The organism is Roseovarius sp. BRH_c41, assembly GCF_000961715.1.
Lineage (GTDB): Bacteria > Pseudomonadota > Alphaproteobacteria > Rhodobacterales > Rhodobacteraceae > Roseovarius.
Genome location: NZ_LADY01000026.1, coordinates 26,500 through 48,279 on the forward strand (window position 1 = coordinate 26,500; position 21,780 = coordinate 48,279).

The 21,780-nt window shown below is 60.9% G+C and carries 19 protein-coding genes; 6 read left to right on the forward strand and 13 right to left on the reverse strand.

All coding sequences use genetic code 11. The features are described 5' to 3' along the window. Positions 1-9: 9 nt before the first annotated feature. From VR71_RS08650 to VR71_RS08685, 8 genes are all read right to left on the reverse strand, one after another. A complete protein-coding gene (locus VR71_RS08650; RefSeq protein ID WP_009819198.1) occupies positions 10-1,581 on the reverse strand; it encodes a GMC family oxidoreductase in 1,572 nt (523 codons plus the stop codon). A 27-nt stretch (positions 1,582-1,608) separates the two neighbouring features. Then, positions 1,609-2,133: a twin-arginine translocation pathway signal gene (locus tag VR71_RS08655; protein WP_045683032.1), complete on the reverse strand. Its 525-nt coding sequence runs from the start codon at positions 2,131-2,133 to the stop codon at positions 1,609-1,611. Between the two features lie 56 nt (positions 2,134-2,189). Continuing rightward, positions 2,190-2,585, reverse strand: a complete 396-nt coding sequence (locus tag VR71_RS08660) for a VOC family protein (RefSeq protein ID WP_045683245.1) — start codon at positions 2,583-2,585, stop codon at positions 2,190-2,192. Positions 2,586-2,674: 89 nt separating this feature from the next. Then, complete coding sequence (locus tag VR71_RS08665; RefSeq protein ID WP_198134900.1) at positions 2,675-2,968, reverse strand: ribbon-helix-helix domain-containing protein; 294 nt, start codon at positions 2,966-2,968, stop codon at positions 2,675-2,677. Positions 2,969-3,101: 133 nt separating this feature from the next. Then, positions 3,102-3,491: an MAPEG family protein gene (locus tag VR71_RS08670; protein WP_009819194.1), complete on the reverse strand. Its 390-nt coding sequence runs from the start codon at positions 3,489-3,491 to the stop codon at positions 3,102-3,104. A gap of 16 nt (positions 3,492-3,507) precedes the next feature. Next, a complete protein-coding gene (locus VR71_RS08675; RefSeq protein ID WP_045683033.1) occupies positions 3,508-4,308 on the reverse strand; it encodes a phosphodiesterase in 801 nt (266 codons plus the stop codon). 161 nt (positions 4,309-4,469) lie between these two features. Next, positions 4,470-7,910 carry a pyruvate carboxylase gene (gene pyc / locus VR71_RS08680; RefSeq protein WP_045683034.1) on the reverse strand — a complete coding sequence of 1,147 codons (3,441 nt, stop codon included), beginning with the start codon at positions 7,908-7,910 and terminating at the stop codon, positions 4,470-4,472. Between the two features lie 153 nt (positions 7,911-8,063). After that, positions 8,064-9,203, reverse strand: coding sequence for an alpha-hydroxy acid oxidase (locus VR71_RS08685; protein WP_296430109.1), 1,140 nt, complete (start codon positions 9,201-9,203; stop codon positions 8,064-8,066). 109 nt (positions 9,204-9,312) lie between these two features. On the opposite strand from VR71_RS08685, the gene VR71_RS08690 reads away from it, so the two are divergent. Further along, a complete protein-coding gene (locus tag VR71_RS08690) occupies positions 9,313-11,652 on the forward strand; it encodes an ATP-dependent helicase (protein WP_045683037.1) in 2,340 nt (779 codons plus the stop codon). Between the two features lie 96 nt (positions 11,653-11,748). Here the strand turns inward: VR71_RS08690 and VR71_RS08695 are convergent, their stop codons facing one another. Genes VR71_RS08695 through VR71_RS08715 form a run of 5 tightly spaced genes read right to left on the reverse strand, consistent with a single transcriptional unit; the run spans position 11,749 to position 15,503 of the window. Then, a complete protein-coding gene (locus VR71_RS08695; RefSeq protein ID WP_045683039.1) occupies positions 11,749-12,891 on the reverse strand; it encodes a saccharopine dehydrogenase family protein in 1,143 nt (380 codons plus the stop codon). A gap of 14 nt (positions 12,892-12,905) precedes the next feature. Continuing rightward, entirely contained in the window at positions 12,906-13,154 is a 249-nt protein-coding gene (locus tag VR71_RS08700; protein ID WP_009819188.1) for a SemiSWEET family sugar transporter, read from the reverse strand. Continuing rightward, positions 13,155-14,210, reverse strand: a complete 1,056-nt coding sequence (locus VR71_RS08705; RefSeq protein WP_045683041.1) for a saccharopine dehydrogenase — start codon at positions 14,208-14,210, stop codon at positions 13,155-13,157. 9 nt (positions 14,211-14,219) lie between these two features. Then, positions 14,220-14,834, reverse strand: a complete 615-nt coding sequence (locus VR71_RS08710) for a glutathione S-transferase family protein (RefSeq protein WP_009819186.1) — start codon at positions 14,832-14,834, stop codon at positions 14,220-14,222. Positions 14,835-14,852: 18 nt separating this feature from the next. Further along, positions 14,853-15,503 carry a histidine phosphatase family protein gene (locus VR71_RS08715; protein WP_009819185.1) on the reverse strand — a complete coding sequence of 217 codons (651 nt, stop codon included), beginning with the start codon at positions 15,501-15,503 and terminating at the stop codon, positions 14,853-14,855. Positions 15,504-15,789: 286 nt separating this feature from the next. Between VR71_RS08715 and fdhF the strand changes: the two genes are divergently transcribed. From fdhF to VR71_RS08740, 5 genes are all read left to right on the forward strand, one after another. Continuing rightward, a complete protein-coding gene (fdhF, locus tag VR71_RS08720) occupies positions 15,790-18,564 on the forward strand; it encodes a formate dehydrogenase subunit alpha (RefSeq protein ID WP_009819184.1) in 2,775 nt (924 codons plus the stop codon). A 98-nt stretch (positions 18,565-18,662) separates the two neighbouring features. Then, complete coding sequence (locus tag VR71_RS08725) at positions 18,663-19,712, forward strand: cobalt-precorrin-5B (C(1))-methyltransferase (RefSeq protein WP_045683043.1); 1,050 nt, start codon at positions 18,663-18,665, stop codon at positions 19,710-19,712. Next, the gene (locus VR71_RS08730; RefSeq protein WP_045683045.1) at positions 19,709-20,437 is read left to right on the forward strand and encodes a cobalt-precorrin-6A reductase; all 729 of its coding nucleotides are present in this window, start codon (positions 19,709-19,711) and stop codon (positions 20,435-20,437) included. The genes VR71_RS08725 and VR71_RS08730 overlap by 4 nt, the downstream gene beginning before the upstream one ends. Beyond that, on the forward strand, positions 20,434-21,063 hold the full coding sequence (locus VR71_RS08735) for a DNA-3-methyladenine glycosylase (protein ID WP_009819181.1): 630 nt from the start codon (positions 20,434-20,436) through the stop codon (positions 21,061-21,063). Before VR71_RS08730 ends, VR71_RS08735 begins: the two co-directional genes overlap by 4 nt. Further along, positions 21,060-21,725: an alpha/beta fold hydrolase gene (locus VR71_RS08740; protein ID WP_009819180.1), complete on the forward strand. Its 666-nt coding sequence runs from the start codon at positions 21,060-21,062 to the stop codon at positions 21,723-21,725. Before VR71_RS08735 ends, VR71_RS08740 begins: the two co-directional genes overlap by 4 nt. Positions 21,726-21,780: the final 55 nt, after the last annotated feature.

Sequence of the window (21,780 nt, forward strand, 5' to 3'; positions counted from 1 at the left end):
GGCAACCGATCAGAGGTTGCCGCGTGTGAGTTCACCTGCAATGTGATCCGCCTGCCGCATCGCAAGAGCCACGATCGTCAGCGTCGGGTTTTCCGCAGCACCCGTGGTGAATTGCGAGCCATCCGAGACAAAGAGGTTGGGGATATCATGGGTTTGCCCCCATTTGTTCACCACCCCGTCGCGCGGGTTTTCAGACATACGGTTGGTCCCGAGATTGTGGGTCGAGGGATAGGGCGGCGTCGGGAAGGTGCGCGTGGCCCCCACGGCCTCGTATACCGCGATGCCACGGCTATAGGCATGATTGCGCATCGCGACGTCATTTGGATGGTCGGAGAAATGCACATTGGCCACGGGTAGGCCCCACTGATCCTTGACGTCATGGTTGAGCGTGACGCGGTTGGTTTCCTGCGGCATGTCTTCGCCCACAATCCACATACCGGCCATGTTCTCGTATGCGTCGAGCGCGGTGGTGAACTCGCGGCCCCACGAACCGGGGTCGAGGAACGCCGCCATGAAGGGCAGGCCGAGTGCCAGCGTTTCCAGCTCATAGCCGCCCACAAAACCGCGCGAGGGATCGTGCCGCGCTTCGTCCTGAATGATGCCCGCCATGGTCGTGCCGCGCCACATCTTCACCGGCTTATCAAACACGCCGTAAACCGAGCCGGTCATGTGCCGCATGTAGTTGCGGCCCACTTGACCCGAGGAATTGGCAAGCCCATCGGGGAACATCGACGAGGCAGAGTTGAGCAGTAGCCTGGGCGATTCGAACGAATTGCCCGCGACGCAGACGGCACGCGCCATTTGCATCTGAAGGTTGCCGGCCTCGTCGAAATACTCGACACCCGTCACCTTGCCGCTGTCGTCATGCAGGATACGCGCGACATGCGCCTTGGAGCGGACCTCGAGATTGCCCGTAGCCTCGCCGCGCGGGATGTCTGTGTAGGCCGATGACCATTTCGCGCCCCATTTGCAGCCCTGAAAGCAGAAGCCCGTCTGCTGGCAGGCCATGCGCCCGTCATAGTCCTCAGAGTTGATGGCCATGCGCCCGGTGTGGACTTCTTTGTAACCAAGCGCCTTGGCGCCTGCCTCGAATACCTTGTAATTATTGTTCCCCGGCAGTCCAGCCAGATTGTTGGTGCGGGTCACGCCCAGTTTTGCCTCGGCCTTATCATACCACGGGGCCATTTCGGCCGCGTCGATGGGCCAGTCGAGCAGATTTGCCCCCTGGACGGGTCCGTAATTGGTCTTGGCCTTCCATTCATGGTCCTGAAACCGGATCGAGGCCCCGGCCCAGTGGGTTGTGGTGCCGCCCACCGCCTTGACGATCCAGGCGGGTAGGCCAGAAAAATCCTTGGCCACGCGCCAGTCACCGGACGTTGTGCGTGGATCGAGCCAGGCCAGTTGCCCGAAACTTTCCCATTCGTCGTTGATGTAATCTTCCGGCAGATAGCGCCCGCCCGCCTCAAGCGCCACCACGGACACGCCGCGTTGCGCCAGTTCGTTAGATAGCACACCGCCGCCCGCGCCGGTGCCGATGACGACGATCACAGAGTCGTCGTTAAAATCAAAAGGTGCAGCCATAGTCTTTCCTCCCTCGATGGCTATGGCCTAAAGCCAATTGATGTCGTCAAAGCCGCGGTTGATGTAACCGCCTTGGCTAAAGGACTCGCCCTCATAGCCAAAGAGCGGCCAGACCGCCTTTTGATTATAAAGCCCTGTCACCAGCCCGCCCCGTATCTGTTGAAAGAACGCGCTGTCCTCAATGCTGCGCAGGATGTCCACGCGGTCACGCTCCCAGCCGACGCTGAGATAATCGGCGTGACCCTTGCCCTGCGCTGCGGCGTTGAGGCCCGCGATCCCGGCCTCTACGGCTTCGGCCGCCTCTGCCGTGTCATAGCCCTTGACCGCGATGGCGTAGTATTCATCGGCCAGATGGTCATGCGGATAGATATCGCGCGCCATCTGGATCAGCGCCGCCATGGTCTCGGGCTTGAGCGCTTGGGTCTCGAGCGCCCAAGCGGCATCGGTGCTGGCGACAAAGCCCGTTCCGACGACAAAGCCTGCGCCCGCCGCGATAGATCGCGAGAGCAACTCGCGCCGGTTAAGCCCCTTGCGGGGTTTGGTGTCAGTCATGTGTTATCCTCCCATGCAAAAAATGGGCGCGTCCCTCCCCGGACGCGCCCTTGCTCTCATTTGAAACGCCCGCCGCGTTCCAGTACTTCGATTTCGTAACCATCAGGATCTGCGACAAAGAAAAACTTGCCCACGAGTTTGCCGTCAGGGGCGAATTCCACGATCTTACGCGGACTCAATCCCTCTGCCTCGAATCGTGAATGCTCGGCGGCAAGATCTTCCACAAGCACGGCGAGATGACCGTAACCATCGCCACGGTCATATGGCTCGGTGCGTCCCTTGTTGATGGTCAATTCCACCTCAAAGGGGCTTTCGTCATTCGACATGTAGACGAGGGTGAATTTCTCGAAATCCAGCCGCTCCGCCACGCGCAGCCCAAAGGCCCGAGAATAGAAATCGACCGACCGCGCCTCGTCGAGAACGCGAATCATGCTGTGAATGGCTTTGGCCATCATGCCCTCCGAAACCTGTATTTGGTTCGGAAAAGTTACCAAAGCAGGGGCGGGGCGGGTAGTAAGGGGATACTACGCCTTGATTTGTCTTACTCCGCCGCCATATGGCGTGCCTCGGCCTCCAGCGGGTTTTCGCGGTGCACTAGGCAGGTACAGCGCAAGAGCGACGTGAAATTGGCAGGCTCGCCGTGCAGTTCCAGTACTTCGGCATGCAGTTTCGACACGAAACCGGGGGTCGTCAGCCCCTCGCTCTCGGCGATTTCGTCGAGGATACCCCAAAAGGATTTCTCCAGACGGATGCTGGTGCTCTGGCCATTCAGGCGCATGCGGCGCGTGACCAACTCATAGCGGTCGGGGTCTTGTCCGGCAAAAATTCGGCACATGATCAGGTCCTCCCTCATCCGGGTCGCGGCAGGGACGCGCGCGGCGCGGATCTCAGTACGTTTTAGGATGATGGACGATTTTTGCCAGCAGGGAAAGTCTTCTGCGCCGTCACAGCCTGCACGCTGACATCCGTCAGAGCAACGCGTGACCGATATTGGCAAGCGCGCTGAGGATCAGCATGGCAAAGGTCAGCACCACTCCGGCACTGCGCATCGGCATGATCTCTGGCGTGCGCCCAAATCCCACTGCATGCAGCACCCGCCCCAAGAGCAGCATCAAGCCCAGCAGATGAACAACCCATCCCGGCGCGCCCTGAAGTTCGGCCATGCCCAGCAGGATCAGGCCGAGCGGGGCGTATTCGGCGCAATTGGCCTGCATCCGGATGCGGCGGATCAACAACTTCTCCCCGCCATCGCCCAAAGAAACATTGGTTTTAAATCGGGCGGCGATGACCAGCACGCTCAGGAGGACGAAGAGAAGGCCGATGAGGCCCGCGTAAAGAGGGCTGATGGCAAGGGACATGCGCTTTGCTTTCTGGTCAGGAATAGGTTGCGGAACGGGCCGGGGGCAGGGTGAAATCCTCAGTATGGAAAATCACCCCTGTCTCGGTCAGCAGCAAGAGGCCATAGGCACCCGGCTCGTCAATTGAGAGGCTCGTGTCCTGAGCGTCCAGCGCCATGGGCATCTGGTGACAGGGGCTCTTGAGGATGGCGGTGGGAATGCCCCCTGCCGACCCCAGCACCGTGCGGTGAACATGGCCCGATACGATCTGAACGACATTACCCGCCGCCTTGAGCCGCGCAATGAATTCGGCCCGGTTGCGAAGGCCAATGGCATCCATCCCGGCAAAGCCCGTGTCGATCGGCGGGTGATGGGTAAAGACAATGACCGGGCGGGTGTCCGCCTCAGCCAGACAGTGCTCCAGCCAGTCAAGCCGCACGGGGCAGAGCCAGCCCGAGTGCAGATCCGAAGCCGTCTCATCCAGTGTGTCGAGACAGATCAGCCGATGTGTCCCGATGTCGGCATGATGCTGGATATGCCCTGTTTCCATGCGCATGGCCTCGGGAAAGGCGTCTAGAAATGGTGCGCGGCGGTCGTGATTGCCCAGCATCAGGCTGACGGGCAGGGGGCAATCCGCGAGTGCCCCGCGCAGGCGAGCGTATTCCTCGGGTGCGGCGCGGTGGGTCAGGTCGCCACAGAGCACGATCCGGGCAGCATCAGGGTGTCGCGTCAGCGCGTGTGCAAGCCCTTGGGTAAAGCGCGCGAAGGGATCGAGGCCGATGATGGACTGGCCTTGGGCAACGATGTGAATGTCAGTGAAGACGAGTATTTTCTGCATGGCGCGGCCTGTCACGGGGCATATGGCGCGTAGCATGGCCGAATTGACGGGATTGCAAAAGGGCTTTCGGTGGTGTCGCCTGCCTGTCATCCTCGGGCCTGACCCGGCGATCTCTTGCGGGGAGAGACCCTCGGGACAAGCCCGAGGGTGACAGGGAGGCGTTACTCCAGTTCCACCAGCAGATCCTTCGCGTCGATCTGGCTGCCGGGCTGGACATGCACCGCCTTGACGGTCGCGTCCCGCTCGGCGTGCAGGCCGGTTTCCATCTTCATTGCCTCGATGGTCAACAAGAGATCGCCTGCTTTGATCTTTTGCCCCGCCTTGACCGCAACCGTTGCCACGGCACCGGGCATTGGCGCGCCGATGTGGTTGGCGTTGCCCAATTCCGCCTTGGGCCGGGCAGCGACCTTGTCCTTGATCCGCCGGTCGGGCACGCGCACGGTGCGCGGCTGACCATTGAGTTCAAAGAATACCCGCGCTTCCCCGTCCTCTTGCGTCTCGCTCACCGCGACCAACCGGATCTCAAGGGTCTTGCCAGGATCGATTTCGGCGGTGATTTCCTCGCCGGTTTCCATCCCATAAAAGAAGGTGCGTGTGGGCAGGGTGCGCACGGGCCCGAATTGAGCGTGACGCTCCATGTAATCGGCGAAAACCTTGGGATACATCAGGCTGCCCATCAGGTCTTCGTTGTCGATCTTCTTGCCAAAACGCTCGGTCAGTTCTGCAAGCCGCGCGTCCAGATCCTCGGGCGGCAACAGCGTGCCGGGGCGCACGGTGATGGGCTCTTCGCCCTTCAGCACCTTCTTGACGATGGCGGGGGGGAAGCCGCCCGGTGCCTGTCCCACATAGCCCTTCATCAGTGTGATCACCGAGTCGGGAAAGCTAACCTCGGTCGTAGGGTCGAGCACGTCCTCACAAGTCAGGCCTTGGCTCACCATCATCAACGCCAGATCGCCCACCGTCTTGGCGATCGGTGTCACCTTGATGACATCGCCGAACATCTGGTTCACATCGGCATAGGTGCGCGCGATGTCGTGCCAGCGGTCCTCCATCCCCATCGAGCGCGCTTGCGCCTTGAGGTTGGTAAACTGCCCACCGGGCATCTCGTGCAGATAGACCTCGGAGGTGGGCGACTGCATCCCGCTCTCGAAAGCGGCGTAATGGTTGCGCACCGATTCCCAATAGTTCGAGATGTGCCGGATGGCGGTAATATCGAGGCCCGTGTCGCGCGGCGTGTGGCGCAGCGCCTCAATGATCGTGCCAATCGTCGCCTGAGAGGTATTGCCCGAGAGCGAATCCATGGCGCAATCTACCGCATCCACCCCGGCCTCGGACGCCGCAAGGATCGTCGCCCCGGCGATGCCCGCTGTGTCATGGGTGTGGAAATGCAGCGGCAGGCCCACCTCTTCCTTGAGCGCCTTGAAGAGCACGCTCGCCGTAGCTGGTTTCATCAGCCCGCCCATGTCCTTGATGCACAGGATATGCGTGCCTGCGGCCTTCAGATCCTTGGCCATTGAGAGGTAGTATTTCAGATCATACTTGGAACGCGCCGGGTCCAGCATGTCTCCGGTGTAGCAGATCGCGGCCTCCAGCACCTTGCCCGAGTCGAGCACGGCATCCATGGACACGCGCATGTTCTCGGCCCAGTTCAGCGGATCGAAGACGCGGAAAATATCAACGCCGCTCTCGGCCGCTTGTTTGACAAAGGCCGCAACCACATTGTCGGGATAGTTGGTATAGCCCACCCCGTTCGAGCCGCGCAGCAGCATTTGCGTAAGCAGGTTGGGCATGGCGGCGCGAATGTCGCGCAACCGCTGCCAAGGGCATTCGTCAAGGAAGCGGTAGGCCACGTCAAACGTCGCGCCACCCCAGCATTCGACCGAAAACAACCCTGGTAGATCATGGGCGTAATTGGGCGCGATGCCGATCATGTCGATCGAGCGCATCCGCGTGGCCAAGAGCGATTGATGACTGTCGCGCATGGTTGTGTCGGTGATCAAGAGATGCTTTTGCGCAGCCATCCAGTCGGCCACGGCCTGCGCGCCCTTATGTTCAAGGATCTGCTTTGGGCCATCCTTGATCTCGGGGTTGGTTGGGCGCGGCGCGCGCGGCAGTTTGAGATCGGCGGCTGGGCGGGTGCGCCCCTCGACCTCGGGATGCCCATTAACTGTGATGTCGGCGATATAGCTCAGAACGCGCGTGCCGCGATCCCGCCGCTTGGCGAATTTGAACAGCTCCGGCGTCGTATCGATGAATTTAGTCGTGTAGGTATTGTTCAGGAATGTCGGGTGCTTGAGCAAGTTCTCGACAAAGGCGATGTTGGTGCTCACGCCGCGAATACGGAATTCGCGCAGGGCACGGTCCATGCGGGCAATCGCCTGTTCGGGCGTGGGTGCCCAAGCCGTGACCTTGGTCAGCAGGCTGTCATAATAGCGCGTGATCACACCCCCCGCATAGGCGGTGCCGCCATCAAGGCGAATGCCCATGCCGGTGGCCGAGCGATAGGCGGTGATGCGGCCATAATCGGGAATGAAATTGTTGAGCGGGTCCTCGGTGGTGATCCGGGTCTGGAGCGCGTGGCCATGCAGGGTGATGTCATATTGGCTGGCCTTGCCGGTCGCTTCCATCAGGCTCTTGCCCTCGGCGATCTTGATCTGAGCCTGCACGATGTCGATGCCGGTCACAGCCTCGGTTACGGTGTGCTCGACCTGAACGCGCGGATTGACCTCGATGAAATAAAATTTGCCGGTGTCCATATCCATCAGGAATTCGACGGTGCCCGCACATTCATAGTTCACATGCTTGCAGATCTTGTAGCCAAGTTGACAGATTTCCTCTCGCTGCGTCTCCGACAGATACGGGGCAGGGGCACGCTCGACCACCTTTTGGTTGCGGCGCTGCACCGAGCAGTCCCGCTCAAAGAGGTGATACATATTGCCATGTTTGTCGCCGAGGATCTGAACCTCGACATGGCGCGCGCGCAGGATCATCTTTTCCAGATAGCCCTCGCCATTGCCAAAGGCCGCCTCGGCCTCGCGCCGCCCTTCTCGGACCTTATCCTCTAGCTCGCTCTCGTTCTCGATGGGGCGCATGCCGCGCCCGCCGCCGCCCCAGGATGCCTTGAGCATCAAGGGATAACCGACCTCCTTGGCCTGCTTGCGGATGGCCTTCATGTCGTCGCCCAGAACTTCGGTGGCGGGGATGACCGGCACGCCAGCTTCAATCGCCACGCGTCGCGCACTTGCTTTGTCGCCGAGTGCGCGCATGGTTTCGGCTCGCGGCCCGATAAAGGTGATGCCCGCCGCGTCGCAGGCATCGACAAAGGCCGGGTTTTCGGACAGCAGGCCGTAACCGGGGTGGATCGCATCCGCCCCCGAAAGCTTTGCCACGCGGATTATTTCCTCGATCGACAGATAGGCCTGAACCGGCCCCATGCCCTCGCCGATGCGATACGCCTCATCCGCCTTGAACCGGTGCAGCCCGAGCTTGTCCTCTTCGGCAAAGACAGCGACGGTTTTCTTGCCCATTTCATTGGCGGCCCGCATGATGCGGATGGCGATTTCGCCCCGGTTGGCGATGAGAATTTTCTTGAAGTCGGCCATGCCTGTCCCCCCGGTTTATCAGTTCTGGCGGCGCGACAGTCTATGCCGCATTGCAGCGCTGCATCCTTGTAAGATTTGTGAAAGGTTTGTGCAATCCGGCAAACTGGGTATTCACCGGCAAGGGAAATTTCCTGTCCCGACGGGTGGTCGGCCCTACCCGTTAGGGATCAGCCGCGACCGCACATCCCAGAGCGTGCGCGCGCCCAACTGGCCCATGTTGGCGCGCAGGTCCTCGGCCAGAATATCCGCCAGATGCGCCGGGCCAATCTCGCCCAAGGCACCAAGCGCATAGTGCCAGCCACGCCCCAACATGACGAAATCCGCCCCAAGGGCAATGGCGCGCAGCACATCGAGCCCGCCCTCGATGCCGCCATCCATGATCACGGGCAGGGTGGTTGCGGCGCGCACTTCGGGCAACGCCTCGATGGTGGCGGGGGCGGCGTCGAATTGGCGGCCTGCATGGTTCGAGATCCAGATCGCGTCCACACCCTCTTTCTCGAGCGCTGCCGCATCGTCGCCGCGCAGCACTCCTTTGACCACAAGGGGCCCATCCCAAGCATCGCGTAGCCACCGCAGATAGTCCCAGTCGGGCGAGGTACGCAGCAAATAGCCCGCATGCTTGTTTGACGGCAGGCCCTTGGTCTGGCCAGCGTAATCGTCAATCAGCCGCATGCGCGGCATGCCAAGCCGCGCGGTGCCAAGCGCCCATGTCGGACAGCGCGCGACCTGCGCCAAAAGGCGCGGGGTCAGTTTGGGCGGCTGCGTGAGGCCAGAGCGCACCTGCCGTTCGCGGCGGCTGCCCACGGGCACATCCACAGTCAGCACAAGTACCGAGAACCCGGCGTTGCGGGCGCGGTTCAGCATGTCGGTGCGAATGCCCGTGTCTCGCGGCGGATACATCTGGAACCAGCCATTGCCGTTCAGATGCGGCCCGATATCCTCTGGCTTTTGACTGGCCACGGTCGAGAGGCCATAGGGAATGCCCACCTGCGTTGCCGCCCGCGCCAAGAGCCGCTCGGCATCGGGCCAGATGAGGCCCGACATGCCCACCGGCGCGATGCCTACTGGAAGCGCATGGATCTGGCCCAAGAGAGGGGCCGTGATATCGGGCGTGAATTCGCCGTGCAGGATCGATGGGCTCAGCCGCACCTGATCCAGCATCAGGCGGTTGCGCGCCTTGGTCGCCTCGGTGCCGGTGGCACTGTCTAGGTATTCCCAGACGAAATGCGGAATGCGCCGCGCCGCGCGGGCGCGCAGATCAGACAGGGCGGGATAGGTGGCATGCAGGGTCATGGCGCGCATTTGCGCGGGTTTTCAGGGGCTTGTCCAGAGGTCAGATGTGGGTGGAACAATCCCCGAACATCTCTTTAACTCTCGCCGCCTCCGCGCTATTGTCACGGGCATGAACAGATTTGACGAATCCGATGCCTTTGAGGGCGCCAGCCTCTCGGCGCGTGCCATGGCGGCGCGGCCCGCGCCCTATCTTGATGACCTCAACCCCGAACAGCGCCGCGCGGCGGAAACGCTGGATGGTCCCGTGCTGATGCTCGCAGGGGCGGGGACGGGCAAGACCAAGGCGCTGACCACGCGCATCGTGCATCTGATGAACACCGGGCGCGCGGGGCCCGGTGATATCCTTGCCGTGACCTTTACCAACAAGGCCGCGCGCGAGATGAAAGAGCGTGTAGGCCGCCTCTTGGGCCAGCCCGCCGAGGGGATGCCGTGGCTGGGCACCTTTCACTCGATCTGCGTCAAGCTCTTGCGCCGTCACGCTGAACTGGTTGATCTCAAATCGAATTTCACCATTCTCGACACGGATGACCAACTGCGCCTGCTCAAGCAACTGGTGCAGGCGTCGGGCATTGACGACAAACGCTGGCCGGCGCGGATGCTGGCCGGGATCATCGATCAATGGAAGAACCGCGCCTGGACGCCCGACAATCTACCCGCCTCTGAGGGGAGCGCCTATGATGGCAAGGGGCCGGCGCTCTACCGGCAGTATCAAACCCGCCTGCGCGAGCTGAACGCGGTCGATTTCGGCGACCTGCTGCTGCATGTGGTCACGATCTTTCAAAAGCACGACGATGTGCTCAGGCAATACCAGCGTTGGTTCCGCTATATCCTCGTGGACGAGTATCAGGATACCAACGTCGCGCAATATCTCTGGCTGCGTCTCTTGGCGGGAGGGCACAAGAATATTTGTTGCGTGGGTGATGATGATCAGTCGATCTATGGTTGGCGCGGGGCCGAAGTGGGCAATATCCTGCGGTTCGAAAAGGATTTTCCCGGTGCGGCGGTGATCCGGCTGGAACAGAACTACCGCTCGACGCCGCATATCCTAGCGGCGGCTTCGGGCGTGATTGCGGGCAATCGGGACCGGCTGGGCAAGGAGCTGTGGACGGAGGCCAAAGAGGGCGAGAAGGTACGCCTGATCGGTCATTGGGACGGCGAGGAAGAGGCGCGCTGGATTGGAGAAGAGGTAGAAAGCATGCGGCGCGGTACACGCGGCATGCGGCCCTATCCGCTGGATGAGATGGCGATTCTCGTGCGCGCCAGCCACCAGATGCGTGCCTTTGAAGATCGGTTTTTGACCATCGGCCTGCCCTATCGCGTGATCGGCGGCCCGCGGTTTTATGAGCGTTTGGAAATCCGCGACGCCATGGCCTATTTCCGTCTTGTGGTATCGCCCGCCGATGATCTGGCCTTTGAGCGGATCGTGAACACGCCCAAACGCGGGTTGGGCGACAAGGCGCAGCAAAAAATTCAGGTGACAGCTCGTCAGAATGGTGTGCCGCTGGTCGAGGGCGCGCGGATATTGCTCGAGGATAAAGGGATAACCGGTAAAAGTGCTGCTGAGTTGCGCCGTTTCATAGACGGGCTTGCGCGATGGGGCCGGATGGTAGGCGATGCCGAGTTCAGCCACATTGAACTGGCTGAAATGATCCTTGACGAGAGCGGCTATACCGAGATGTGGCAACTCGATAAGACGCCCGAGGCACCCGGGCGGCTCGAGAACCTAAAAGAATTGGTGAAGGCTCTGGAAGGGTTCGAGAACCTGCAAGGTTTTCTGGAACATGTGAGCCTCATCATGGACAATGAGGCGGGCGAAGACGGCGAGAAAATCACACTCATGACACTGCACGCCGCCAAGGGGCTGGAGTTTCCGGCCGTGTTCCTGCCGGGATGGGAGGATGGTCTTTTCCCATCGCAACGCTCGATGGACGAAAGCGGCGTTCGCGGGCTGGAGGAAGAGCGGCGGCTGGCCTATGTCGGCATAACCCGCGCCGAAGAGGTTTGCACCATATCCTTTGCGGGCAATCGCCGCGTCTATGGCCAGTGGCAATCGCAAATGCCGTCGCGCTTCATCGACGAATTGCCCGAGGCGCATGTCGAGGTTCTCACCCCACCGGGTCTTTATGGCGGAGCCTATGGTGCCGCCGCCGGCAGTGGGATTGAGAGCCGTGCTGCCGATGCCAATGTCTACAACAGTCCCGGCTGGCGGCGACTTCAGGCGCGGGGCGGCGAACGGCCCATGAGTCAGCCAAGCGAGGCGAGGCACAGGGTTATTGAGGCTGAGGCGATTAGCGCGCACACGGTCGGCGAGCGCGTCTTTCACCAGAAGTTTGGATATGGCGCCATTATCGGAATCGAAGGCGACAAACTTGAGATCGCCTTTGACAAGGCGGGCACCAAGAAGGTCGTTGCGCGCTTCATCACGGGTGCTGATGACATGCCGTTCTGAGCGGGTGCAGCGGCCGGTTTGAGTATTTTTGCCAAGAAAAAACGACTTGGCTTTTTCTTGGCGCAAATACTCAAGCCTTACCTTGCGCCGAAACGCTCAGCCGACGTGATCCACGACCGTCAGATGCTGTGCCAGCCGGTTGACCTCGTCGAGGTAGCGCGTGACCAGCTTGGGATCATGCGGTGCCGCGCTAACGCCCGCGGGTATTTCCCGCGCCAGCACCGACTCAACGGCAAGTGAGACTGGAATCGAGACCAGCCGCGCCATCGCCGTGCCACGCGCATCGCCCCAAGCGTCCATCACATAGGTTTTATGCCAGACGGATTTACCGGCTTTTTCCGCCTTGAGATCAACGCAGAGCACCACGCGGTCTGGCTCGCCCTCATCGTAGGCGTTCTCTTGCCAGAACTGATCCGACATCTCCTTGAGCCGGGCATCGCCCGCGGCACCGTTGAGCGTCTCGATCTCGGCAAAGACCTCCTTCCATGCCTCTGACCAGCCATTCAGACGCAGCGTGCCGCGCACGAAATCCTTGATCCGCCAGTCGGGATCGAACCGGTAGTCGGCGATGAAGGGCAGGGAATCGCGGTTGGGGTAAACCTCGAAGATCTCGGGGTTGGGCAAAGGGGCGTCATAGCTGGAAATCGCGTCCCATGGCCGCGCGACCTTGATCTCCGAGAAATTCCGGATTGAGCGCGAGGGCGAGCGCAGCGCCTTGAGCACGCCCAAGGGCGACCAGCTGAACTTGTATCGAAATGGGTTGGGCCGTTTCGGCACGCCGCCGCAATAGGAGGTGAAGCGGAGGTCATTGCCTGCGTCAAAGGCTGGGGAGGCGCGATATTCGGCCACCAGATGATGCGCCATCAGATGATCGATGCCGGGATCAAGACCAATTTCATTGACAAAGCGCAGCCCTTTTTCGCGCGCCGCCTGATCGAGCGCGCGCATTTCAGGTGCGATGTAGGATGAGGACACAAAATTCGCACCCTTCTCAAGGCAGAGTTCCGCCAGTGGCACGTGCCAGTCACCGGGCAGCATCGAGACGACCACGTCACCGGGTTCGAGCGCCGTCGCCAGTTCATCCTTGTCAAAGGCGTGGATATTGTCGGTCAGATCGCCCACCGCCGCCCGCGCCTTGTTGGTCGAACGGTTCCAGACCGCCACCTCATGCCCCGCCTCGATCAGCCGTCGCAGGCCGGGGATGGCCGATAGGCCGGTGCCGCACCAGTGGATTGTCATGTCCGTCTCTCCTTTTACTTATAACGGAGTTTCGCCGCGACGATGCTCAGCATCGCCAGAACGGCGCAGATATTGGCCAGAATGAGAGGCCAGTCGCCGATTATCAGCCCATAGACCAGCCACAGGGAAACTGTGGTCAGAAAGAGCAGGTTCGACGGGAGCGACAGGCCCGAAGTGTCGCGCGTGGCCCAGGCCTTGATCGCCTGCGGAATCCAGCAGATCGTACCCAGAAAGGCGGCCAGATATCCGACATAGGGTGCCATTCAGATGTCGTTCATATGGGTGTGAAAGGTCTCTGCCGCGCGCCCCCAGACCCCTTGATCCAGCGTGTCGAGGGTCAGCAACGAGGCCAGCAATTGCCCGGCATAATCCCGTGAGGATTCAACCGGCAAGAGCGAGGGCAGGTTGTCGATCGCCATCACGTCGAGCGGTGGGGCGCCATGCACGCGCAACACCGGGGCTGTCCATGAGGTCGCCGCGTCATAAACTGGCACCGGGTTGTAATCGCTGTCGGGGTCGCAGGCCACATCGCCGATCACGGTCAATTGGCGGGGCTGGTCAAGCGCGGATTTCGGCACGAAAACCGGCGTGCCGGGGCGCGCGAAGATGCAGTTTAGAAAGATGTCATGCGCGAGGATTTCCGGGAAAGGCCCCCCCGATGCGGTCTCGGCCATGTCCCAGCGGGTGACGGTGACATCCATCGCTTCGCAGAGATCCGCAGCACCGGTGCCCACGCGCCCCAAGGCCCCAATGACGATGGCGCGCGGGCGGGACGCACCCGTGGCATCCAGCTGGGCGCCAAGATCTGCCAGCAGCGCGTCGCGCCCCGGATAGGTATCGACGGGCGGGCAGATCGCGCCGCCCTGTTGTGCCGTCCATGCCATGAGCGACACCGCCGCCCCCGCATAGCCCGCCCAATAGCCAAACGCGGCGACGCGGCGGCCCGTTTCATCGACGAGGTATTCCAGATCATAGAGCGTGCCGCCCCCGGCCTTGAACCGCTGCAAGAGACGTCGCCCGGCATGCTGTCCCTTGAAGGCGTGGCCGAACATGATGTGCCGATGCGGCAGGGGCGTGTCATCCTCGGGGAGTTCCTTGAGCCCAAAAATGATTGCTTCGGTAGGCGCGGACGGCCAAGAGTTCTCAGTCGCAATTTCGCAGCCCGCTGCGCGATAGCTCTCAATCGGAATGGCGCGGTTGTGGCTCTCTTCGACAGTGACACGAATGCCCTTGGTGATCAGTTGCGCCGCCCCTTCGGGCGTTAGTCCCACGCGTTCTTCATTCGGTCTTTGTTCGGCCCGCACCCAGATATGTGTCATGACAAATCCTCAGATCATATCGTCCGCAATCACCCGTGCCACTGAGGGCCGGGCACGCATTGCCTGCATGAACGCGGCAATCTTTGGGAACTCGGCCAGCTTTACCCCATCGCCCTCGAGCCAGTTGCAGGCGACATAGAGATATGGGTCGGCGAGCGTTAGGGTGTCGCCTGTAACGAAGGGGCCTGTGATGAGATTATGTTCCACATAGGTCGCGCTGTCGGTCATGGTCTGGACCGATTTGGTTTTCATATCGTCGAAAGAGCTCTGTTGGTCGGCCCAACGGTGGCCGCGCATCTTGTGGGCGTGGTTCACATGCATGGTGGAGGCGATATAATACATGGCCTCACGCATCTTGGCGGCTTGATAGGGATCGGTGGGGCGCAATTCGGCCTGAGGGGCGATGTCGGCAATGTAATCAAGCAATGCGCCGGTTTCGGTCAGGATGCCCCGGTCGGTGACGAGTGTTGGCACTCGTCCCTTGGGATTGATCGCGAGATAGGCGGCACCGGATTGCTCTCCCGCCCGAAAATCGAGGCGCACCGGTTCAAAGTCGAGCCCCGCCTCGTGCAGCGCGATCACCGCCGCAATCGAGATGGTGCCTTTGGCGTAGTAGAGTTTCATGGCGCGTTCCTCTCACTGTCAGATAAAGGTGCGGGCATGTGCCCGGTCGGGGGTGTCGAGATGGGGCGTGGCGTTGAACGTGCCCAGCATCAGCATGTCATGCACATGCTCGAGCCGGTGCAGAGAACTGTTCATCACCTGCAACATGACCTTGGCCATGCCGGGAATATCGAGGCCGAGGACGTGACGCATGACCATGCCAATCACGCCGCCCGAGGTCACGATCAGGATGCGTCCGTTGTGGTGGCAGATGTCGTCGATCAAGCTGGTGATGCGGGTCGTGAAATGCTCGAAACTCTCGGGCACATCGTCAAGATCGCCCCGCGCCCAGTGTTCGATCACCTGCGGCAGGTAGCGGGCAAATTCAGTGGCGTCGGCAGGCGCGGGAATCCCGTGCTGCGCCTCGATGGCGCGGGCGAGGGCAAAATAGCTCAGTTCATCCAACCGCGGGTCTTGCTCGGTAATATGATAGCCCATGGCGCGGGCGGTGCCGACCTGACGATTGAGAGTTCCGGTGATCACATGGTCGAAATGCGGATTTGTCATAGCCAGATGCGTACCCAACCATTCAGCCTGCTGCACGCCGAGTGGAGAAAGCCGATCATAGCCTGCCTCATCCGTGGCATGGCTGTTGGCCTGCCCATGCCGCACCAGAATTAGCTCTGCCAAGTTAAACGCCTCCCGATTTCAGCGCGACGTTAGCGCCGGTTGCCGGAGGGTTAAAGGTGCGGCGTAAAATATTCTGGAACAGCGCCCATCGGCGAGCCGTCGGCAAAGCAAGGTGACGTCTGGACCAGAATGAATTTAGACCAGAATGAATTTAGACCAGAATGAATCGCCAATTCCGGAGCCCCTCGACGAATGTGGCGCAAAAATGGGGTGAGGTGTCGGGATTGACAGCCACTTGGATGCCACAGCATGCTTTAAAAAGGCCCAAAGCTAGGGAGGCGCGCTGATGACCGACAAGATCACATTCGTACTGGACGGCCACGAAGTCGAAGCAGAGGCGGGGCAGACGATATGGGAAGTCGCGAACGGACGCGGGCTGGTCATCCCTCATCTCTGTCACAAGCCGGCACCAGGCTATCGCCCCGATGGCAATTGTCGCGCGTGTATGGTCGAAGTCGAGGGCGAACGGACGCTGGTCGCGTCGTGTATCCGCGAGGCCAAAGCGGGCATGGTGGTCACGACCAACTCCTCTCGTGCGGAAACCGCGCGCAAGATGGTGGTCGAGATGCTGCTCGCAGACCAGCCGGAACGCGAGGTTTCACATGATCGCTCCAGTCATTTGTGGGACATGGCTGCGGCCAATGGCGTATCCGAAAGCCGTTTTCCCAAAGTCGAACGCAGCCGCATTCCCCTGCTCGACGACAGTCACATCGCGATGCGGGTAAATCTGGATGCCTGCATTTCCTGTGGCCTCTGCGTGCGCGCCTGCCGCGAAGTGCAGGTCAATGACGTGATTGGCATGGCAGGGCGTGGGCATGATGCCTACCCGGTGTTTGACTTGGCCGACCCGATGGGTGCGAGTACTTGCGTGGCCTGCGGTGAATGCGTGCAGGCCTGCCCGACTGGCGCCCTGATGCCTGCCACCGTGCTGGATGACGCCCAACAGGGTGACAGCGCGGATTTTGACGAAGAGGTCAAAAGCATCTGTCCGTTCTGCGGCGTGGGATGTCAGGTGTCTCTCAAGGTCAAGAACGGCAAAGTGAAGTATGTCGAAGGAATCAACGGCCCGGCCAATGAAGGACGTCTGTGCGTCAAAGGGCGTTTTGGGTTTGACTATATCCACCATCCGCACCGTCTGACCAAACCGCTGATCCGCCGCGATGATGCGCCCGCCAAGGGCCTGAACGTCGATCCCGGAAACTGGCAGGAAGTGTTTCGGGAAGCTGAGTGGGACGAGGCGCTCGATTTGGCGGCTGGGGCGCTCAAAGGTCTCAAAGACATCAATGGCGGCACCAGCGTGGCGGGTTTCGGTAGCGCAAAATGCACCAACGAAGAAGCCTATCTCTTTCAAAAATTCATCCGTCAGGGCTTTGGTCACAACAACGTCGACCACTGCACGCGACTCTGCCATGCCTCCTCAGTGGCGGCGCTGATCGAGAATGTCGGGTCGGGTGCCGTGACGGCGACGTTCAACCAGATCGAAAATGCCGATGTAGCGATCATCATCGGGGCAAATCCGCTTGAGAACCACCCTGTCGCCGCGACCTATTTCAAGCAATTCACCAAGCGCGGTGGCAAGCTCATCGTCATGGACCCGCGCGGCCAGGGCATGAAGCGCTTTGCCACCCATATGCTGCAATTCCGCCCGGGTGCGGATGTGGCAATGTTGAACGCGATCTGCCATGTGATCGTTGAGGAAGGGCTTTACGACCAGCAATATATCGCTGCCTTCACTGAGAACTGGGAGGCCGAAAAGAAACATCTTGCCCAGTTCCCGCCCGAGAAAATGGCAGCAATCTGCGGCGTTCCCGCCGAGACGTTGCGCGCCGTCGCCCGCGATTTTGCCGGGGCCAAGGCAGGCATGATCTTTTGGGGGATGGGCGTTAGCCAGCATATCCACGGCACCGACAATTCGCGCTGCTTGATCTCTCTGGCGCTGATGTGCGGCCATGTGGGCCGTCCCGGTACAGGGTTGCACCCGCTGCGCGGCCAGAACAACGTGCAAGGTGCCTCGGATGCGGGACTGGTGCCGATGTTCCTGCCGGATTATCAGACCGTGACCGATGATGGCGTGCGACGCGCCTTTACCGAAGTCTGGCAATCGGGCGACTTCTCGAACCAAAAGGGCCTGACCGTGACCGAGATCATGGATGCGGTCCATGAAGACAAGATCAAGGGCATGTATATTCTGGGCGAAAACCCGGCGATGTCCGACCCGGACGTGGAGCACGCCCGCGATGCATTGGCCAAGCTCGAACATCTCGTCGTACAGGATATCTTTATCACCGAGACGGCCAACTATGCCGATGTGATCCTGCCTGCGAGCGCGTTTTATGAGAAATCTGGCACTGTAACCAATACCAACCGTCAGGTACAAATGGGCCGTTCCGCGGTTTCCCCTCCGGGCGAGGCGCGCGAGGACTGGGCCATCACGGTTGAGTTGGCGAACCGCATCGGGCTTGATTGGTCTTACGACAGCCCGGCCGATGTCTTTGCCGAGATGAAGGTCAACATGCGGTCGCTCGACAATATCACATGGGAGCGGTTGGAGCGGGAAGGGGCTGTGACCTATCCCTGCAAAGGCCCCGATCAACCGGGTGAGGCGGTTGTGTTCGGTGATGGTTTCCCACGTCCCGAGGGACGGGCGAAATTCACTCCGGCGGCCATCATCCCGCCTGACGATGTGCCAGACGCCGACTATCCGATGATTCTGACCACGGGGCGGCAACTTGAGCATTGGCACACCGGGTCCATGACCCGCCGCGCCAGCGTGCTCGATGCAGTCGAACCAGAGGCGAACTGCTCGATTCACCCCTCGACACTTCGCAAGTTGGGTGTAGAGCCGGGAGGGCTGGTGCAGTTGACCACCAAGCGCGGCTCGATCCGTATCATGGCGCGTGCTGATCGCGCGGTGGCACCGGATATGGTGTTCTTGCCCTTTGCATTTGTTGAAGCAGCCGCGAATATCCTTACCAATCCAGCGGTCGACCCCTATGGCAAGATCCCTGAGTTCAAATTCTCGGCCGTCAAGGTCGAGGCGGCGAATATCGCCGCGGAATGACACAGACAGCGCCCCGCGCGGTTCGCGGGGCGCTGTTGCATGCCCTTGGATTTGGCATTTGGCCTCGGGCGTTGGCGCGCCTATAGTTCCGCGTGAACATGACCCGCAAACCTGACACTCCTCTGCGCCGTGGCTGGACCACGGGCGCTTGCGCCACCGCTGCGACGCGGGCGGCGCTGAGTTTGCTATGGGGAGAAGGTGCTGTGCGACGGGTGCGCATCACCTTGCCGCGTGGCGAGACGCCAGAGTTTGACATCGCCCATCATGCAAGCGGTGAAGGCTGGGCCGAGGCAGGGGTCATCAAAGATGCGGGCGACGACCCGGATGTAACGCATGGTGCGATGATTATCGCGCGCGTGGCACGGTCTGCGGGGGGCGTGGTATTTCGCGCGGGCGAGGGCGTAGGGCGTGTCACCATGCCAGGCCTGCCCATCCCGCCGGGTGAGCCCGCCATAAATCCGGTGCCACGCCAGATGATGGAGGCCACGGTAAGCGACATGGCTGAGCGTCTATGCGAGAGCCCCGATATCGAGATCACAGTATCCGTTCCCGGTGGCGCGTCCCTTGCGCAAAAGACGTGGAATTCGAGGTTGGGAATCAAGGGCGGATTGTCGATCCTCGGCACCACAGGGATTGTGCGACCGTTTTCCTGTGCGGCATGGATCGCTTCCATACATCGCGGAATCGACGTTGCGCGCGGGTCCGGTTTGACCCATGTGGCGGGTTGCACCGGGGCTACCAGCGAACGCGTGGTCCAAGGACTCTATGATTTGCCTGACCACGCCATGTTGGACATGGGGGATTTTGCCGGTGGTTTGCTGAAATACCTTGCAAAACATCCGTTGCCGCGCCTGACCATCGGTGGAGGTATCGGTAAGATGGTCAAACTGGCGCAAGGGGCCCGTGATCTCCATTCGGGACGCAGTCAGGTAGATTTTCAAGGCCTTGCCGACGCGTTGGATTTACCGAATCTAAAGTACATGAATACAGCACTGCAAGCATCTGAATTTGCGGGAGAAAACATGGCAAAATGGGTTGCGCATGAAAGCCGTGATAAGGTGCTTGCGATGCTACCAGAGGGTGTCGAGGTCGATACTGTGGTGATTGACCGCGCCGGTACTATCCTGGCGAGGGCGGGCAGCCAATGACGCTCTTGCTTCTGGCGGGTACGGCGGAGGCAAGATATTTGGCTCAGGTCTTGGCGTCTGAGAGACGCGCCGCTATTGCCTCGCTTGCCGGTGCCACACGGCGGCCGCGCCCGTTAGAATTGCCGACCCGGATTGGTGGCTTTGGCGGAGAGTCCGGTTTTGTCCGATATCTTGTGGAAGCAGGGATCACAGCGGTCCTTGATGCCACCCATCCATTTGCGTCGCGCATTTCAGAGCGGACAGCGCGGATCTGCGCGACCAAAAACGTGCCATATTGCCAGCTCTTGCGACCGGAATGGGCGCCCATCGCGGGGGATCATTGGACGTTACTAGCGGCAGAGGAGGACGCGGCGGCGCATATTCCCAAGGGGATGACCGTGTTTCTGGCCACGGGGCGGCAAGGCGTCACTCGCTTTGCGAATCTGACCGGACGACACCTGATCTGCCGGGTGGTGGATCTGCCAGATGAGGCTTTTCCATTTGAGAATGGAGAGTATCTCGTGGGTCGCCCACCCTTCAGCCCCGAGGCTGAACGCGGTCTATTTGAGCGCCTTGGCGTGGACTGGCTTGTTGTCAAAAACGCCGGTGGTCGAGATTCTGAAAGCAAGCTCGCGGCGGCGCGCACGCTCGGCCTGCCGGTTGCCATGATCGCTCGCCCGCCTCAACCCAGTGCGATGCGGGTCGAAACCGTCCCGGCAGCACTGGATTGGGTGCGGGGCTTATGACGGGGCGGACCATCGAGACAGATCTGGACGTGGCCGCTGGGGCGGCACATCTCGCCGCGATCTGTCCACGCATGCGTCACGCGCAAGGGTTGACCGGGCCGTTACCTCTGCGGCGGAACCCGGACGGGTTTGCACAACTTCTCAGTGCGATCGTCAGCCAACAGGTCAGCGTCGCCTCGGCCAATGCGATCTGGTCACGGCTTGAGGGGGCCGGGTTTACTGAACCCGAGCGAATTGTCGCGGTCAGTGACGACGACCTGCGCGCGGTGGGCCTTAGCCGACAAAAGGCGCGCTATGCCCGCGCGCTCGCAGAGGCAAGAATTGACTATCCTGCTCTGCGCACGGAACCGACCCAAGACGTGATCGCTACGCTCACACAAGTGCCTGGAATTGGCGTCTGGACGGCAGAAATATACGCGATGTTCAGCCTTGGCCGTGCCGACGTCTTTGCACCGGGCGATCTGGCCTTGCAAGAGGCTGCGCGGCTGCTCTACGACCTTCCCGAGCGACCAAAGGAACGTGCACTGCGTCAAATGGCAGAGGCATGGTCGCCATGGCGGTCCGTTGCGGCGCGGTTGCTGTGGGCCTATTACCGGATCGCCAAGGATAGGGAAGGGATCAGATGACACGGGTATTGACAGCAGATCGCAAGGAGCCGCTTTCGGGAGAGACACGCTCGGCTGTGGTTTTCTTGCATGGATACGGTGCGAACGGAGCCGACTTGTTGGGGTTGGCGGACCCACTGGCCGACCATTTGCCCGACACGCTCTTTGTAGCCCCTGACGCGCCTGAGAGCATTCCAGGCATGCCCTTTGGGCTGCAATGGTTTCCGATTCCCTGGATCGATGGGTCCAGCGAGGAAGAATCCCACCGAGGGCTGGTGTCAGCAGTCGCGGATCTTAACGCATTCCTTGATGCTCTGATGGTGGACGAAGATCTCTTGCCCGAGCAAGTGGTTCTTTTTGGCTTCTCCCAAGGGACAATGATGGCGCTGCATGTGGCCCCTCGACGCGAAGACGCCTTGGCCGGTGTTGTCGCCTTTTCCGGACGGCTTTTGTCGCCCGAATCTCTTGCGGACGACGTGCAGAGCCGCCCGCCGGTTCTATTGGTGCATGGCGATGCCGATGAGGTGGTGCCGGTGCAGTCTCTGCCACAGGCGGCAGAGGCATTACAGGGCGCCGGATGGCAGGATGTCTACGCGCATATCATGAAGGGAACGGGGCACGGTATCGCACCTGATGGGTTGTCGGTGGCTCTGGCGTTCATGCGCGACAAACTAGGACTATGAAGGCGTCCCGCAAATCGCCCTAGCCTTGCCACATTATCACAGCGTGGATGATCTA